This window comes from Paenibacillus sp. LS1, from assembly GCF_026013365.1.
GTDB lineage: Bacteria > Bacillota > Bacilli > Paenibacillales > Paenibacillaceae > Paenibacillus.
This window is the reverse complement of record NZ_JAPDOE010000001.1, coordinates 104,819-119,536: the sequence shown is the minus strand read 5'-3', so window position 1 is coordinate 119,536 and position 14,718 is coordinate 104,819. Positions and strand designations below refer to the sequence as shown.

Annotated in this window: 11 protein-coding genes; 3 read left to right on the top strand and 8 right to left on the bottom strand. The window is 44.1% G+C overall.

Annotated elements, in window-relative coordinates; translation table 11 throughout:
* Nucleotides 1-30: 30 nt before the first annotated feature.
* From nspC to OM416_RS00535, 5 genes are all read right to left on the bottom strand, one after another.
* Complete coding sequence (gene nspC, locus OM416_RS00555) at nt 31-1,158, bottom strand: carboxynorspermidine decarboxylase (protein ID WP_062834375.1); 1,128 nt, start codon at nt 1,156-1,158, stop codon at nt 31-33.
* Between the two features lies 1 nt (nt 1,159).
* On the bottom strand, nt 1,160-2,398 hold the full coding sequence (locus OM416_RS00550; protein WP_017688530.1) for a saccharopine dehydrogenase family protein: 1,239 nt from the start codon (nt 2,396-2,398) through the stop codon (nt 1,160-1,162).
* Between the two features lie 546 nt (nt 2,399-2,944).
* Nucleotides 2,945-3,403 carry a nucleoside deaminase gene (locus OM416_RS00545; protein WP_264928747.1) on the bottom strand — a complete coding sequence of 153 codons (459 nt, stop codon included), beginning with the start codon at nt 3,401-3,403 and terminating at the stop codon, nt 2,945-2,947.
* Between the two features lie 164 nt (nt 3,404-3,567).
* A complete protein-coding gene (locus OM416_RS00540; RefSeq protein WP_264926130.1) occupies nt 3,568-4,827 on the bottom strand; it encodes a cytochrome P450 family protein in 1,260 nt (419 codons plus the stop codon).
* A gap of 218 nt (nt 4,828-5,045) precedes the next feature.
* The gene (locus OM416_RS00535) at nt 5,046-5,939 is read right to left on the bottom strand and encodes a TetR/AcrR family transcriptional regulator (protein ID WP_264926128.1); all 894 of its coding nucleotides are present in this window, start codon (nt 5,937-5,939) and stop codon (nt 5,046-5,048) included.
* Nucleotides 5,940-6,171: 232 nt separating this feature from the next.
* Here OM416_RS00535 and OM416_RS00530 point away from each other — a divergent pair, with 232 nt between their 5' ends.
* Both OM416_RS00530 and OM416_RS00525 read left to right on the top strand, forming a co-directional pair.
* Nucleotides 6,172-6,819, top strand: a complete 648-nt coding sequence (locus tag OM416_RS00530) for a TetR/AcrR family transcriptional regulator (protein WP_264926126.1) — start codon at nt 6,172-6,174, stop codon at nt 6,817-6,819.
* A gap of 20 nt (nt 6,820-6,839) precedes the next feature.
* Complete coding sequence (locus OM416_RS00525) at nt 6,840-9,164, top strand: MMPL family transporter (RefSeq protein WP_264926124.1); 2,325 nt, start codon at nt 6,840-6,842, stop codon at nt 9,162-9,164.
* Nucleotides 9,165-9,280: 116 nt separating this feature from the next.
* Here OM416_RS00525 and OM416_RS00520 read toward each other — a convergent pair whose 3' ends face one another.
* On the bottom strand, nt 9,281-10,036 hold the full coding sequence (locus OM416_RS00520) for a gamma-glutamyl-gamma-aminobutyrate hydrolase family protein (RefSeq protein ID WP_264926122.1): 756 nt from the start codon (nt 10,034-10,036) through the stop codon (nt 9,281-9,283).
* A 214-nt stretch (nt 10,037-10,250) separates the two neighbouring features.
* Nucleotides 10,251-11,450 (bottom strand): MFS transporter, encoded by a 1,200-nt coding sequence (locus OM416_RS00515; protein ID WP_264926120.1) that lies wholly within the window; start codon nt 11,448-11,450, stop codon nt 10,251-10,253.
* Nucleotides 11,451-11,694: 244 nt separating this feature from the next.
* On the opposite strand from OM416_RS00515, the gene OM416_RS00510 reads away from it, so the two are divergent.
* Nucleotides 11,695-12,561 carry an AraC family transcriptional regulator gene (locus OM416_RS00510; protein WP_264926117.1) on the top strand — a complete coding sequence of 289 codons (867 nt, stop codon included), beginning with the start codon at nt 11,695-11,697 and terminating at the stop codon, nt 12,559-12,561.
* A gap of 81 nt (nt 12,562-12,642) precedes the next feature.
* Here OM416_RS00510 and OM416_RS00505 read toward each other — a convergent pair whose 3' ends face one another.
* Nucleotides 12,643-14,628 carry a methyl-accepting chemotaxis protein gene (locus OM416_RS00505; protein WP_264926115.1) on the bottom strand — a complete coding sequence of 662 codons (1,986 nt, stop codon included), beginning with the start codon at nt 14,626-14,628 and terminating at the stop codon, nt 12,643-12,645.
* Between the last annotated feature and the right edge of the window lie 90 nt (nt 14,629-14,718).

Here is a 14,718-nt window from a genome sequence, read left to right as displayed (position 1 = left end):
TATATTAATGCTTACTATATAATGAAGTAATTATGCCAGCCTCATTTTGAAATCCTGATATCCGAATTCACGGACAACTTCGCAATCGCCATCTTTTCGTTTAACTGCAATCGCTGGAAGCGGCATGCCGTTAAACGTGTTGGTTTTCACCATGGAGTAGATCGCCATGTCCTCGAATACCAGACGGTCGCCTTCTTGCAAAGGTTGATCGAATGAATAATCCCCAATCACATCACCAGACAGACAGGTTTGTCCACCAAGACGATACAGATGGGCTTTCTCGCCCACTTCTCCCGAACCGATCAGCGGCGGACGATATGGCATCTCCAGCACATCCGGCATATGGCATGTAGCTGAAGTATCCAGAATGGCAATGTCCATACCGTTCTTATGGAAGTCCAGCACAGAAGTCACCAGATAACCCGCATTCAGCGCAACAGCTTCTCCCGGCTCCAGATATACTTCCAGACCATAATCGTTCTGCATACGCTTGATGCAAGCTTCCAACCTTGGAATATCATAATCTTCACGTGTGATATGGTGTCCACCGCCGAAGTTGATCCATTCCATTTGCGGCAACCATTGTCCGAATTTCTCGACCACTGCATTCAGCGTAGTCTCCAGATCGTCGGAGTTTTGCTGACACAGCGTGTGGAAGTGCAGTCCGGAGACGCCTTCCAACAGGTCTGCATCGAAATCCTCCAGTTTCGCACCAAAACGCGAACCCGGAGAACACGGATCGTAGATCTCGTGTCCTTCTTGGGTAGAGCATTCAGGGTTGACGCGCAAGCCCACCTTACGGCCAGCTTGAAGCGCCTTATCCTTGAATTTTGCAAGCTGCGAAAATGAATTGAAAATAATGTGGTCGCAGATGGAGAGAATCTCGTCGATCTCTTCTGCGCGGTATGCTGGAGCAAAGACATGATTCTCTTTGCCCATTTCCTCATGGCCCAGACGCGCTTCATACAAACCGCTCGCCGTTGCACCGCTCAGGTATTCTCCAATCAGCGGATACATCGCAGTCATGGAGAATGCTTTTTGAGCCAGTACGATTTTGGCACCTGTACGCTGCATAACACCGTTCAGGATTTTCAGGTTTTTCTCGATAAGCGCCTCGTCAACAACAAAACATGGTGTCGGTAATTGCTCAAACCGCATTTTAACGAACAAGCTCCGATTCTTTAACTTCTTCTGGCAGCTCATCAACGAGTACCGGGTTGAAGTCTTCTACCCATGGAAGGCCCCATTTGTTCAACTCTTCCATGAACGGATCTGGGTTGAACTCTTCTACATTGTATACGCCTGGTTTGTTCCATTTTCCTGTCATGACCATTGCTGCACCGATCATAGCTGGAACGCCTGTTGTGTACGAGATCGCTTGGGAACCCACTTCTTTGTAGCACTCTTGGTGATCACAGATATTGTAAACATAATATGTTTTGTCTTGACCATCTTTTTTGCCTTTGAAAATACAACCGATGTTCGTTTTACCCACAGTACGTGGTCCAAGAGATGCTGGATCAGGCAGTACTGCTTTCAGGAATTGCAGTGGGATAATTTGTTTGCCTTCATATTCGATAGGCTCAATTGAAGTCATGCCTACATTTTCAAGAGCTTTCAAGTGAGTCAGGTAGCTTTGACCAAATGTCATGAAGAAACGGATACGTTTCAGACCTGGCATGTTTTTCGCCAAAGATTCCAGTTCCTCATGGTACAACAGGTACATGTCTTTCTCGCCAACTTCTTTGAAGTCGTAGACACGTTTGATTTCCATCGGTTTCGTTTCGATCCATTCACCATTCTCCCAGTATCTTCCGTTCGCTGATACTTCGCGAATGTTGATCTCAGGGTTGAAGTTGGTTGCGAACGGATAGCCGTGGTCGCCGCCATTGCAGTCCAGAATGTCGATGTACTCAATTTCGTCAAAGTAGTGCTTCAGGGCATAAGCGGAGAATACGCCAGTCACGCCTGGGTCAAATCCACTACCGAGCAATGCAGTGATGCCTGCTTGTTCAAAACGCTCTTTGTAATCCCATTGCCAGCTGTATTCGAACTTCGCTGTATCATGTGGCTCATAGTTCGCTGTGTCCATGTAATTTGTTTTAGTTGCAAGGCAAGCATCCATGATGGTCAGATCTTGATACGGCAAAGCAAGGTTCATAACGATATCAGGTTTAACTTCGTTGATTAGAGCGATCAGTTCGTCAACATTGTCAGCATCAACTTGTGCTGTTGTAATTTTTGTTTTTCCGCCGTCCAGCTTGGCTTTGAGTTCATCACATTTGGATTTTGTACGACTCGCGATGCAGATTTCCTCAAAAACTTCGCTGTTTTGAACGCATTTGTGTACTGCCACGGAAGCAACGCCGCCGGCGCCGATGATTAGTGCTTTTCCCATTTTACATTCTCCTATCCCAATATGTATTTTTTTTAATTGGTTTAATACGCTGACAACAACAAGACAACAAAAAAAGCAAGGTGAAAAATGCCCGCAATCGCGCATCATCACACTTGCTTATCGATATACATCATAAAAAAGACGTGAAGTCTCCATGACCAAAAAAGTTCACAAGAACTCCTTTGGCGGAAAGCTCCTTCATGTATATCAATATTGGATCAGAGTCTATATAGCAAATAATTCGCCTTTACCACTCTTATTGACCGTTTCACAAGTTGATGTGCAATTGCACTGGTTGTAAAGTAACCAACTTATAAAATTTGAGCTTTGAACTCAATCAATAAAGCAACGTAAGTTGCCAATCGGCATTTGACCCGGCTGTCCGTATGGCCTTAACTTCCTGGTGGAAGTGGTCAAAATTATCTGCTGGAAAGCTCTAATTCATATTGATAAATTAACTTCCCAAAATCACAGGTCTTACACTATCAGACGTTGAAAAAAAAATCAAGCAATAATTAAAAAATATTTTTTTTGTCCGGATGAGGACTAGGCATGAAATTGATATCCTTCGAAGACTTTTAAGCCTTCTGTGTTAAGTAATTCCCCTGTTACTTCAGGCTTTTGAGGACTTTTGTCGAATACTTCTTCACACGCGATCATGATGTTGCCACCAGCAATTTCAGCTAATTGATCATGGGATACACTGTACACCAGCCTCCCCAGATTCGACCAAACCATCGCACCGGAACACATCACACACGGTTCACAACTCGTATACAGAGTGTATTCGCTCAGGTCAAACACATGATGTTCGGAACAATACTTTCGGATAAGGCCAATTTCTGCATGATGCGTAGGGTCACAAAAAGTGTTGATTTTATTTTCCCCAATCATGACGACCTCTCCGTTTTTCACCAGAATGGCTCCGAATGGTTCGTTTCCTTCTTTGCGAGCTTGCAGAGCAATTTCAATGGCTTTATGCATGAAAAGTTCATCTTTATTCATAAGGTTTACCTCCACAACAAAAATTATGTACTCAACTTTATCTTTTACATTAAGCATGTTCACTCCATTGAAATGCTTCTTGTTCATACCATTCTATCATCATTACAAATAAAGAGTATGACGAAAATTCGTCATACTCCAGTGAATCACACTAAGTTAATCTATTAAAATTTCACAGGCAATGCTGCCAAGCCCTGTGATGACAATGCGGAATGCCAATGAATCTCTTCCTGAGGAACGCTGAGTTGAAGATCAGGTAGCCGACGTAAAAGCGTAGTAAATGCCACGTCCCCTTCCACACGAGCAAGTGGAGCACCGAGACACATATGGATGCCGTGTCCAAAGGCCAAGTGCCGTTTTATTTTGCGTTCAATATGCAATTCTTCCGGATCAGTGAATTGCTGTTCGTCCCGATTCGCTGATTTCAGAAGAGGAATTACGACATCTCCCTTTTGAATCGATTGTCCATCCAGCTCCGTGTCTTGCGTTGCATAACGAGGACCTGAAGAAGTGGCGGGTCCGTTATATCGCAGCAACTCCTCCACCGCAGAAGGAACAAGATTCAGATCTTGTTTCAGTTGTTCCAGTTGTTCGGGATGGGTCAGAAGAAGATAAGAACCGGTTGCAATCAGATTGGAAGTTGTCTCATGTCCAGCAAATATCAATAACGTGATCATGGATATTAATTCATCTTCATTCAGTCGATCTCCCTCCTCCTCAATCGCAATTAATTGACTAATGAGGTCATCTGAAGGTTCTACTCGTTTATTCGCCACAAGCTGTGAGGTGTACTCTGCGAATGATCGCAAGTGTTGTGCTACGGCAGGGTCCTGTTTACCAAAACCAAGACCTTTCGCAATAGCTTCAGACCATACATGGATCTGAGGTCGGTCTTCCAGAGGTATACCTAGCATCTCAGAAATAACATTGATTGGGAAAGGATAGGCATAATCTTTTACAAGATCCATCTCTCCTTTTCCTTGAAATTGGTCAATTAATTCATCGGCAATTTCCTGGACGCGTGGACGTAGGCTTTCCATATACCTAGGCGTGAACGCTTTGGAAACCAGGCTACGGAGTCTTCGGTGATCCGGTTCATCAACAAAGAGCATCGACTTTCCGGTAAAAAAGGTCTGGGGTTCGGATGAGCCAAGCTCGCCTGAGAGATTCTTTCGAATATCATTGCCACTATCAATAGAGTTCATATCTACCGTAAATCGAGAATGATCTTTCAACACTTCCATGGCAACGTCCATCCGAGTTACAATCCAGGTTTGCCCTGCTCCACCCATCGGATTAGGGATCGGGACAACGGATCCTTTGGAACGCATCTGTGCAAATATAGCAAATGGATCTTTACTATTTTCTTCGCTAAATAAATTAAATTCTGTTTTTTCTGATGTCTGGTTATTCGAATGATTCATAATAATCTTCCTTTCGAAGTGAAGTTATTTCAAATCTATGGAAATATATGTTCATTTCGATTATATACTACTCGTATATTTAATTTCAAATTCAATAGATTAAACAGCATTAAACAACTGTTATAAAAGAACTTTATTAATATACGATTAGTATAATAAAGGTAATTATAAGCACAAAAAACATAAAAAAAAGGTCGGCTTTTGGGCCAACCCCCATATTAATGACGTTGTTTCACCAGTTCCAAAAACCACCAGCAAGCTTCAGTGAGTCTATTGGCTTCTGCTTGAAAAGCACTGGATTTGTACTCTTTGTGAAATGCTTGAAGTACAACTTCGATTACGGGAATATTTAAATCCTCTTTATCCTGTAAAAGCGCCAAAAGCCCTTTCGAGAGTTGCTTCAAAGGTGCAGATTCCTTGGACTTTTGAACACGCTTGTTGAACTCTTCCAATTCCTCCAACAGAGTATCGATATCCAGACCCATATCACGGTTACGCTCGTCCGCATTCAGGAAATAGAGAGACTGAAAGTCGAAAATATGTTCATTTCTCTGGTGCATTGTTCTTAGTATCACTTCAATGTACGTTAATACTTTGGGAACAACTTCGCTCCATACCGGTTTTTGTGTATTTAGACTTCTCGAAGTGTTGGCAATCTGATGTAATATGCCATAGCACAATATGGCACCTTCGTTGGCATACAAGCTGATGTCCTTCCCGTACACCTGAATCAAGCGTGTAGACAGCCAATTTAGCTGAACTGTAGCTAGTTTCGCTGAGTTGATCTCCCCGGAATAAAAACCAGTCCAATATAATTCCCATACTCGCTCTTTATTAGGTACGGACATAGGAATAGCAATCTGATCTACGAGCAAGTCATAATCCGATGTATAGTGATTTTGCTCAAGCTCTTTACGAATGAAAACATCCTCTTGCATACGCTGATCAATAATCGAATATAAACAGTCTTCTTTCGAACTGAAGAATTTGTAAAATGTGCCTTTGGATACACCCGATTGATCCAAGATCATCTGAATTGTTGTATTTGCATAACTATGCTCTAAAAATAGTGCAAGTGCTGTTTCCAATAAACTTTGTTTACGACTACTCATGTCCCGTCATCGCCCCAGGTTTTTCTCTGATTTTAACATTCATTCCTCAGGAGTTGAAGTATTGATTCGAAGCCTGTCCGTAACATCAAAATAATTGCACAATGAGTAAATTTGCACATTGGGCAAATTTTTGTTATGATAAACCTCACAACGTGCATGCTCAGTGTGGATGCTCTTCATAAACATAATTACACCATAGTGGTGCTGGAGGTGAACGCATAAGCGGAGAATAATGACCAAAAGAAACTTGCGACATTTGAAAAAAGAAGCAACTGAAAGGGCGCTTGCTGTTGCTGCATTTGAACTTACCCTTGAACATGGCCTTGATGGCTTTACGGTGGAAGATATCGTACATCAGGTGGGTTGTTCACGTAGAACATTTGCAAACTACTTCACATGTAAAGAAGAAGCCGTAGCAAGAGGCGCAACATCCGTTCAGAATACAACGGAACTCGAAGCTCTACTTAGCGAAATGCCCGAAAATGTCTCCTTGCTTGACGTACTGTATGACCTGATCAAAATGCAGCTTACAACAGAACTAATAGGAAGACTACATCAGCTACTATCGCTATCCCAGACCTATCCCGTGCTTGAACCGCACTACCTTGGAGCCATGCACCGCATGCAGACGCAGGCACAAGAAACCTTATTAGACTTATCTAACGGAAAGCACGACGAGATTTATACTTATCTTCTAATTAATGCAATGTACGGCACCATACTGCCATTAATTGATGGAAGACTCAATGTGTTGCTGCCCGGACAAACCATTACTGAAGATACCAAGCCCGGTGCTGTAACGTTCGATCAATTTTTAGAAACCATGTTTGGTCACTTGCGAACAGGATTCGAACAAGCTAACCATCCACATTCATCTTAGAGGGAGTGTAAAATAGAGAAATGTCTACATTATTATATCGAGTGGGGAAAACCGCTTTTAGCAAACCTGCAACCTTCATCATTGGCTGGGTTTTAATTCTGGGAATTGTCATCTCCATGATCAGCATCAATGGTATTCACATCAGTTCTGAAATGAAGATTGAAGGTACAGAGTCGCAGAAGGTTCTGGATCAATTGGCAAAAGAACTACCAGCCGCCTCCGGCGGTCAAGGAAGCGTTGTGTTCAAAGCACCGGACAACGAGCGTTTGGATACGCCTGAACGTTTGGCGGCCATGATGAAAGGTGTTAATGAAGTTTACGGATTAGACAAAGTCATTAACCCTGCGGACTACGCAGCTGAAGCGGGTAATTCAGGTGCTACAGCTGAGATGGCTCAGAATGCTCAGGCTACTGATTCGGCGCAAGCCGCAACAACCACACCTCCTCCCTATGGACCTTTAATGGTGGATGGTGTTCCTGTACCTGGCATGCTGATCTCTTCGGACGGCAGTATCGCACTGTTCCAGTTCCAATTTACAATCGAACAGTCTGCCATCACGCAAGATGTATTTGATTCCGTGATTCAGTCCGTTATGACGGTAGAGCAAGGAACCAATATTACGGTGCTGCCGGGCGAAACGCTCAAAGCGGTATCAATTGGGGTCGGCTCGGCTGAGATTGTTGGACTGGTCATTGCTGTGATTGTATTGCTGATCACCCTTGGCTCCGTCGTTGCAGCAGGTCTGCCTCTGATCACAGCACTCCTCGGTGTTGCCATTGGAGTTGGTGGTGCGTTCTCAATCTCCAAATTCATTGAAATGCCTAGTGTCACTTCCGTTCTGGCTCTTATGGTTGGATTGGCTGTCGGAATCGACTATGCGCTCTTCATTGTCAATCGCCAGCGTCGAATGATTATTGATCAAGGCTTGAGCGCAAAAGAAGCAACGGCAAGAGCCATTGGCACATCGGGCAGCGCGGTATTTTTTGCCGGATTAACGGTCATTATTGCACTGTGCGGTATGCTTGTCATCGGTCTCACCTTCTTGTCTACGATGGCTTTGGTCGCAGCTGCCACCGTGCTCATCAACGTATTCGTTGCTTTAACCCTGTTGCCGGCTTTGCTGGGATTGGTAGGAGAACGCATCTGTTCCGCCAAAGCTCGTGAGAAAAGCACGAAACATCCTAAAGCCACTAGCCACGGAGTTGCGGACAGATGGGTGAAATTCGTTATCAAGAATCGTTGGGCTACCATTATCGCCATCATCGTCATTCTTGGTTTTGCGGCCACACCGATCGCGAAAATGGAAATGGGTATCCCTGGCGCTTCCTCAGCGAATCTCGATACAGACGCAAGACAGAGTTATGATGCCATCTCGGAAGGCTTCGGAGAAGGATTCAACGGACCACTTATTCTGGTCGCAGAGCCTAATCAATCTTCCACCAAAGTCACCCCGGAACTCTTGGGTGGTCTGATGATGGAGCTGCAAGGTCAAAACAACGTTGCACAGGTTACACCACTTGGGATGACAGAAGATTTGGCGATCTTTAGTCTCATTCCAAAAACAGGTCCTAACGATGCGCTAACTAAAACACTGGTCAATGATCTGCGCTCGGCTGATTCCGGTATCGCTCAGAACTATGATGTGAAGCTCGGAGTTACTGGACTTACAGCTGTTAACATCGATATGTCAGCCAAACTGGCGCAGGTGTTCCCTATCTATGTAGGCATTATCATCCTGCTGTCACTGATCATCCTGTTACTCGTATTCCGTTCGATCATCGTTCCCATCAAAGCAACAATTGGCTTCCTGCTTAGTATCCTGGCTACATTCGGAATCACGACTGCTGTATTCCAATGGGGCTGGCTGCATTCGCTCTTTGGTTTCGATACCGGCGGCCCGCTGCTGAGCTTTATGCCGATCATCGTGACAGGTATCCTGTACGGCCTCGCGATGGACTATCAGGTCTTCCTCGTTAGCTCCATGCGGGAGTCATATGTTCATGGTCAACGCGGAACCGAATCCGTCGTTCATGGGTACAACCAGGTTAGTCGCGTGGTTGTTGCCGCAGCGGTGATCATGGTCTCTGTATTCGCAGGATTCATCTTCACCGATGATGTCATGATCAAGCAGATTGGTTTCACCTTGGCGGTAGGCATTCTGATTGATGCTTTCATCATCCGTATGGGCTTGGTCCCTGCCATCATGGCTATTTTTGGAGACAAAGCTTGGGCACTTCCGAAATGGCTGGATCGCATCCTGCCGAACCTGGATGTTGAAGGCGAGAAGCTGATTGCTTCCCTTCATGCTGAAGAGCATGCCAACACCAAGTCTAGATTAAAATAAATAATCCTGCCAATAGAGTGGGAATACCATGATTACTATTACGACTATATTCACCAATACAAAGACCTCCTCTGTTTTTTATAAACAGGAGGTCTTTTTTCTGTTCCTAATCTTTTTTATGCGGTTATGTCTTCAATAAGGATATTATAGCGTGGGGATTTAGCAGCATTAACAAATGCCGCAAATAACTTCTGACTATAGTCATCTACTTTGTAGCTATACTCTGGATGCCACTGCACGGCCAAAACAAACGAGCGGCCTGCCATGACTACCGACTCAACGAGTCCATCTTCAGCGACTGCCACGGCAGTTAATTTATCCGATAACTTCTTGATTCCCTGATGGTGATAGCTGTTCACTTGTATCGTATCGGTTTGCAAGATATCATGAAGCAAATTATTTTGCTCTATATGTACATCATGTACAAGATTCGAGTAAGGCGGACTTTGCTTGTGAGTAACGATCTTGTTCACATGAAGTTGAAGGCTGGTTGGAATGTCTTGATACAACGTTCCACCCATAATAACGTTAAATAGCTGCAGTCCTCGGCAGATGCCAAAGGCAGGCTTATCAAGCTCAATCACTTTTTGTAACAGGTTAGACTCCATAATATCGCGTTCAATACACAACTCCCCACAGGCGATCTCTGCATGCTCATGATAGAGCTCAGGATTGAGATCATGTCCGCCTGTGAACAGGAACCCATCGAACTCATCAGCCAGAGTTGCTATAATCTCGATATCCGTTGTCAAAGGCAGCATAATTGGAATCCCACCAGCTTCCTCTATGGCGTTCATATAATTCGGAAGCATCCAGTAACTTTTTTTGTCTGTATCGTACAAAGGCAGCACACCGATCATCGGCTTTTTCATGGGTTCCCCTCCTATCTTTTCATTCATTTTATCAGATCTCTTCATATACAAATTCACTGAATTATTGCATTTTCCTACCTTTATAATCTACGAACCGGTATCATCCGGAGTGCTGGAAAAATAAAAACAAACAGAGCCGCTAGAACAGCGACTTTGTTTGTCGTTCAAATCTCACATATATACATTCATCCCATTAGTCTAAAAATCATCTCATCTAAGCTGCTTTTACAATGGTTTCTTCATATGAATTCAATTGGATGGAACGCTGGCATATTTGTGTAATGACAAAAGCAAGCAACGCAAGCATCACAGCCACTGGAGGCACCCACTGCACACCACCCATGTTGACGGCAATCCCGCCGACACCGGAGCCTAGCGCTATACCCACGTTGGCTGCCACAGGCAGGAGTGTAGATGCGAATGCTTTGGACCCCGGCGCGATCGTTCCAGACACATCAAACAAATATAACTGGGATGCCGCGCTCATCGAGGATGACACACATCCAATCAGGAACAGGAATGCCAAGCCCATCCACACATTAGAAACGGTAAAACTCATGCCCAGGAACAGGATGGCTTGGATGACGAAAAGTCGCTTGAGCTTGGGTAGGAAGTCACCCTTGGCTATTTTGGCACCAATCCAGTTACTCAGGATGCTACAGGCGCCATAGATCAGGAGTATGGCACTAATCCATTGTACAGGGACACCCATTGTCTCACTAAGGAGTGGCGTAATGTACGTAAAAACGACGAAAATACAGCTGTTTCCCAGTACCGGGATCAGACAGGCCAGCAATATCCGTGGTTTTAAAAAGAGAGACATCTGATCACTGAACGAACCGGCGATCGTTGTTGTTCGGCGTGGCAAAATACGGAACATGAATACCAACGGCACAACACCAATGCATGCCGTAACGACGAACGTCATGGACCAACTCAGATGTTGTCCGATAAATGTACCGAGCGGCACACCCAGTACATTCGCGATTGAAAATCCACCCAGAATCCAAGCGATAGCTTCCCCTCTTCGCTCCCGGTTCACTGCGTCGCTTACGATCGAGATCGAAAGCGATATCGTAAGTCCACAAGCAACGGCCGACACGATGCGAATAGCCATCAGAGAATAGAACGTTGTTGAGAACACGGTCAACAGATTTAATGCTAATACGATTCCGAATCCAATCAATATGGAACTTCTTCTGGATATTTTAGCCAAGAAGGCCACGGCAAATGGTGTACCCACTGCGTATGCAATCGCAAAACCGGAGACAAGCATGCCCGCGGCAGCAAGTGATACTCTCATGTAACTTTCAATTTCCTTCAACACACCCACGATGACATACTCGGTTGTTCCCAATACAAAGCTAACGAGCGTAAGCGTTAAAATAAGTAGGTTCTCTCTATTTTTAGTCATAAATCAATACTCACGATTCCTTTCTATTGTTGCAAACGCTTTAATTCTGTCTACCATCATTAATTCATGTATTTTCTGCTTTCCCATCCCTCCACTTTCGATATATAGTACATTTTGGATAGTGAAATTGTACTGTCAGATTGCCATGACGACAATCAAGGTTGTTGTGGTTTTATTGCAAAACATTATGTATGTTGTCATTTCAACACAGACTATCATTACAGATTCTGAAGGGAAGACATAGATGAACACACACCACGAATCCGGCCAACTGCATGCAAATGGAGATTGCACCATTATTTATGTAGGAAAACTGGCCGACAATCCCCATTGGAGCTTTCCGACTCACAAACATGACGATCTGCACGAGATTATCTACGTAACTGAAGGCAAAGGATTGTTCACCATTGACGGCACCAAACACTGGGCTCAAAAAGGCGACATGCTCATTTATAACAAGGGTACTCTTCACGAGGAGAAGTCCAATCCTGAATTCCCGTTATCCACCTTTTATTGTGGGTTTCGTTTTACAGAAGGTACCCACGAGGATTGGGTCATTCCTCCCTCTAACGAGCCGATCATTCGAGCCAACCGATATTCCGATGAGCTTCATTCGTTAATGCAGACTCTCTTCAATGAATTTTCAATCCGGGAACATGGATACGAGTCTATTTCTGGGCATGTGTTGAAAGCTATCCTTATGATCATCGATCGGCAGTCCCGTCAGCAGCTTCCTGATGGAGAGAGTGTCCGGAGTAACACCCTTGTTGAGAGCATTAAGGACTATTTGGATACCAACTATCGGCAAAGCATTAAACTGAAGGAATTGGCAGATCAATTTCACATCGATTTTTATTACTTAATTCATATGTATAAAAATCACTATGGCACCTCGCCTTATCACTACCTGATTCAACGAAGAATGGGTGAAGCCACCCGATTATTAGTCTCAACCAACAAAAAAGTATGGGAAATTGCCAAACTGGTTGGTTACGATAACCCGAATTACTTTACGATTCTATTCACCAAAACAGTTGGTGAATCCCCGCGAAGTTTTCGAAAAAAGAATCAAAAGGATATGTTTGGGGATGAGCCGTCACATTCTTACTAATCTCTCTAAGCGCAAAAAGACGCTCCCCAAATGGAGCGCCTTGGCTATTCACTTTTCCTTACACACTTACATACATCTACTCTAAAGCTTAAACCGGCGAACCAATTCTTGCATGTTCTCAGCTGTTTTGGATAACTGTGCAGATGATGCCGATATCTCCTCCATCGCCGCCATTTGCTCTTGGGCTGCTGCTGAAGTCGTCTGAGCACTGTCAGCTGACACTTTAGAGATATGACTCATCGCGGCAACGGTAGCCGAGACTTCTTCCGTACTGGCTGACAACTGTTCTGAGACAGCGGAAATATCCTGAATTTGATCCACGATATGCGTTGTATATTGTTCAATGTTGGATATGGTCGCAGAAGCTTCTTGGCTGATCCGCATTCCCTCACCAACTTGATTGCGAACTTTATCATTCATGAGAGATGTGGATTTCGCAATCAGATCGAGCATTTTGCCAATGGTAGCGCCAATCTCATCCGCACTTTGTTTGGATTGCATAGATAACGTACGCACCTCACCTGCAACGACAGCAAAACCTTTTCCGTGTTCTCCTGCTCTTGATGCTTCAATAGAAGCATTCAGTGACAGAAGATTGGTTTGCCGAGAGATATCCGCAATCGCTTTATTCATTCGATTGGCTTCAGCCGATAGACTGGACAGTTCGTTAATCAATGCCGAGGTTTCTTCAACAGCTACGAGAATATGTTCCATTTGTGCTCCGACCTGGTTTATCGTTTTTCCACCGTTAGTGACAGCGCGCTCCGTCTCTTCAGCCGAATCCACAATCGCACTCGCAGATTCTGCGATTGTACTGATACCTCTGGCCATCTCTTCGACTGCATTCGCTGTCTGTTCCGAATTTTCCGCCCCAACAATAGCTGATTCGGCAGTCTGTTGCATGGTTTCAGCTACATGTTGAACCGATTGGGTCGTTTGTTCAGTACTCTCCTGAATCATTTGGGAAGAGTGGCTTAACAACGATGATGTCTGATGAAGTTCAGCAACTACCGATTGAAGAGAACTGGTCATTTGGTCAAAATCATTTGCCAATATACCAAATTCGTTTTCGGTTTTAAGATTCACTCGTTCAGACAGATTCCCTTCGCTTACACTGCGAGTTGCCTTTCTCAGTTTTTGCATAGGTACGATAAAAGATCGCAAAATGAAGAAAATAATTACTGCTGCAATCAATACAGATATAGCAATGACGGTTAGACTCGATACCATAATAGGTTTCGCTGCGGCGATAAAGTCTTCATGGCCCATCAAAGCAATCACATTCCAACCAGTCAACGCATTAACGCCGTTATATACCTCCAGATCATACGCCAGATCCGTTCTAACAAATTGGAAGAATGTCATCGGTTCATCGGAACTCGAAGCCGTATTCGGATGGACTGGAATTCCCTCGATGAGTGCTCCGCCGAGCTCTCCTCCCCCACCTTTTACAATGGCACCGGACCAAGCCGCGATGGTTCGATTAGAGTCAACCACAATCAGACTTCCATTGCCTCCTACATCCACATTCGATATTTCATTTGCTAATCGCTCCAGATCAAGTTTAATACTTGCTACACCTTGTTCATTTGACAGAGCTTTTGAAATCTCTACATAAATCTTCCCGGATTCCGGATCTTTCATAATACTCGAAAAATAGAGTGATCCATTGTTACTTTCACCATTGGCATACCATTCTGTGCTGCGTGGATCGTATGTTGCATCCGCTATTGCTGGAGATGATATAACACCACCTTGGTCGTTGCCCACGGTTATGGCCAAAATATCAGGATATGTATCAGATAATTGGTCGATTCCTACTTGTACCACTTCGTTGTTGGGCTGGCTGGGGGTGTTTCCATACATGCTGTCGATATAATTCAATAATGATGCTTTTTCCCCCACCAGATTGTTAATGTGCTGCCCTGTCATGGTTAAAATGGTATTGATGGGATCTGTCATTTTTTGTTGCACTTGATTTTTGGCACTATCATATGAAAAATATCCGATAAGTGCAGTTGGGATGATGAGTACCATAAGGAAAGCTGCAATTAGTCTGGTGCTCATTAAACGTAAAACGGTTCCTCCTTTCTTCAAAAATGAACTTTCTTTCTTTGCCTTTTTCAAATGAATCGCCCTCTCTTTATTCATTTTAGT

Bases quoted from the DNA above. Each gene is read 5' to 3' on its own strand.
- nspC (WP_062834375.1), bottom strand. From the start codon at position 1,158: ATGCGGTTTGAGCAATTACCGACACCATGTTTTGTTGTTGACGAGGCG.
- OM416_RS00550 (WP_017688530.1), bottom strand. From the start codon at position 2,398: ATGGGAAAAGCACTAATCATCGGCGCCGGCGGCGTTGCTTCCGTGGCA.
- OM416_RS00545 (WP_264928747.1), bottom strand. From the start codon at position 3,403: ATGAATAAAGATGAACTTTTCATGCATAAAGCCATTGAAATTGCTCTG.
- OM416_RS00540 (WP_264926130.1), bottom strand. From the start codon at position 4,827: ATGAATCATTCGAATAACCAGACATCAGAAAAAACAGAATTTAATTTA.
- OM416_RS00535 (WP_264926128.1), bottom strand. From the start codon at position 5,939: ATGAGTAGTCGTAAACAAAGTTTATTGGAAACAGCACTTGCACTATTT.
- OM416_RS00530 (WP_264926126.1), top strand. From the start codon at position 6,172: ATGACCAAAAGAAACTTGCGACATTTGAAAAAAGAAGCAACTGAAAGG.
- OM416_RS00525 (WP_264926124.1), top strand. From the start codon at position 6,840: ATGTCTACATTATTATATCGAGTGGGGAAAACCGCTTTTAGCAAACCT.
- OM416_RS00520 (WP_264926122.1), bottom strand. From the start codon at position 10,036: ATGAAAAAGCCGATGATCGGTGTGCTGCCTTTGTACGATACAGACAAA.
- OM416_RS00515 (WP_264926120.1), bottom strand. From the start codon at position 11,450: ATGACTAAAAATAGAGAGAACCTACTTATTTTAACGCTTACGCTCGTT.
- OM416_RS00510 (WP_264926117.1), top strand. From the start codon at position 11,695: ATGAACACACACCACGAATCCGGCCAACTGCATGCAAATGGAGATTGC.
- OM416_RS00505 (WP_264926115.1), bottom strand. From the start codon at position 14,628: ATGAGCACCAGACTAATTGCAGCTTTCCTTATGGTACTCATCATCCCA.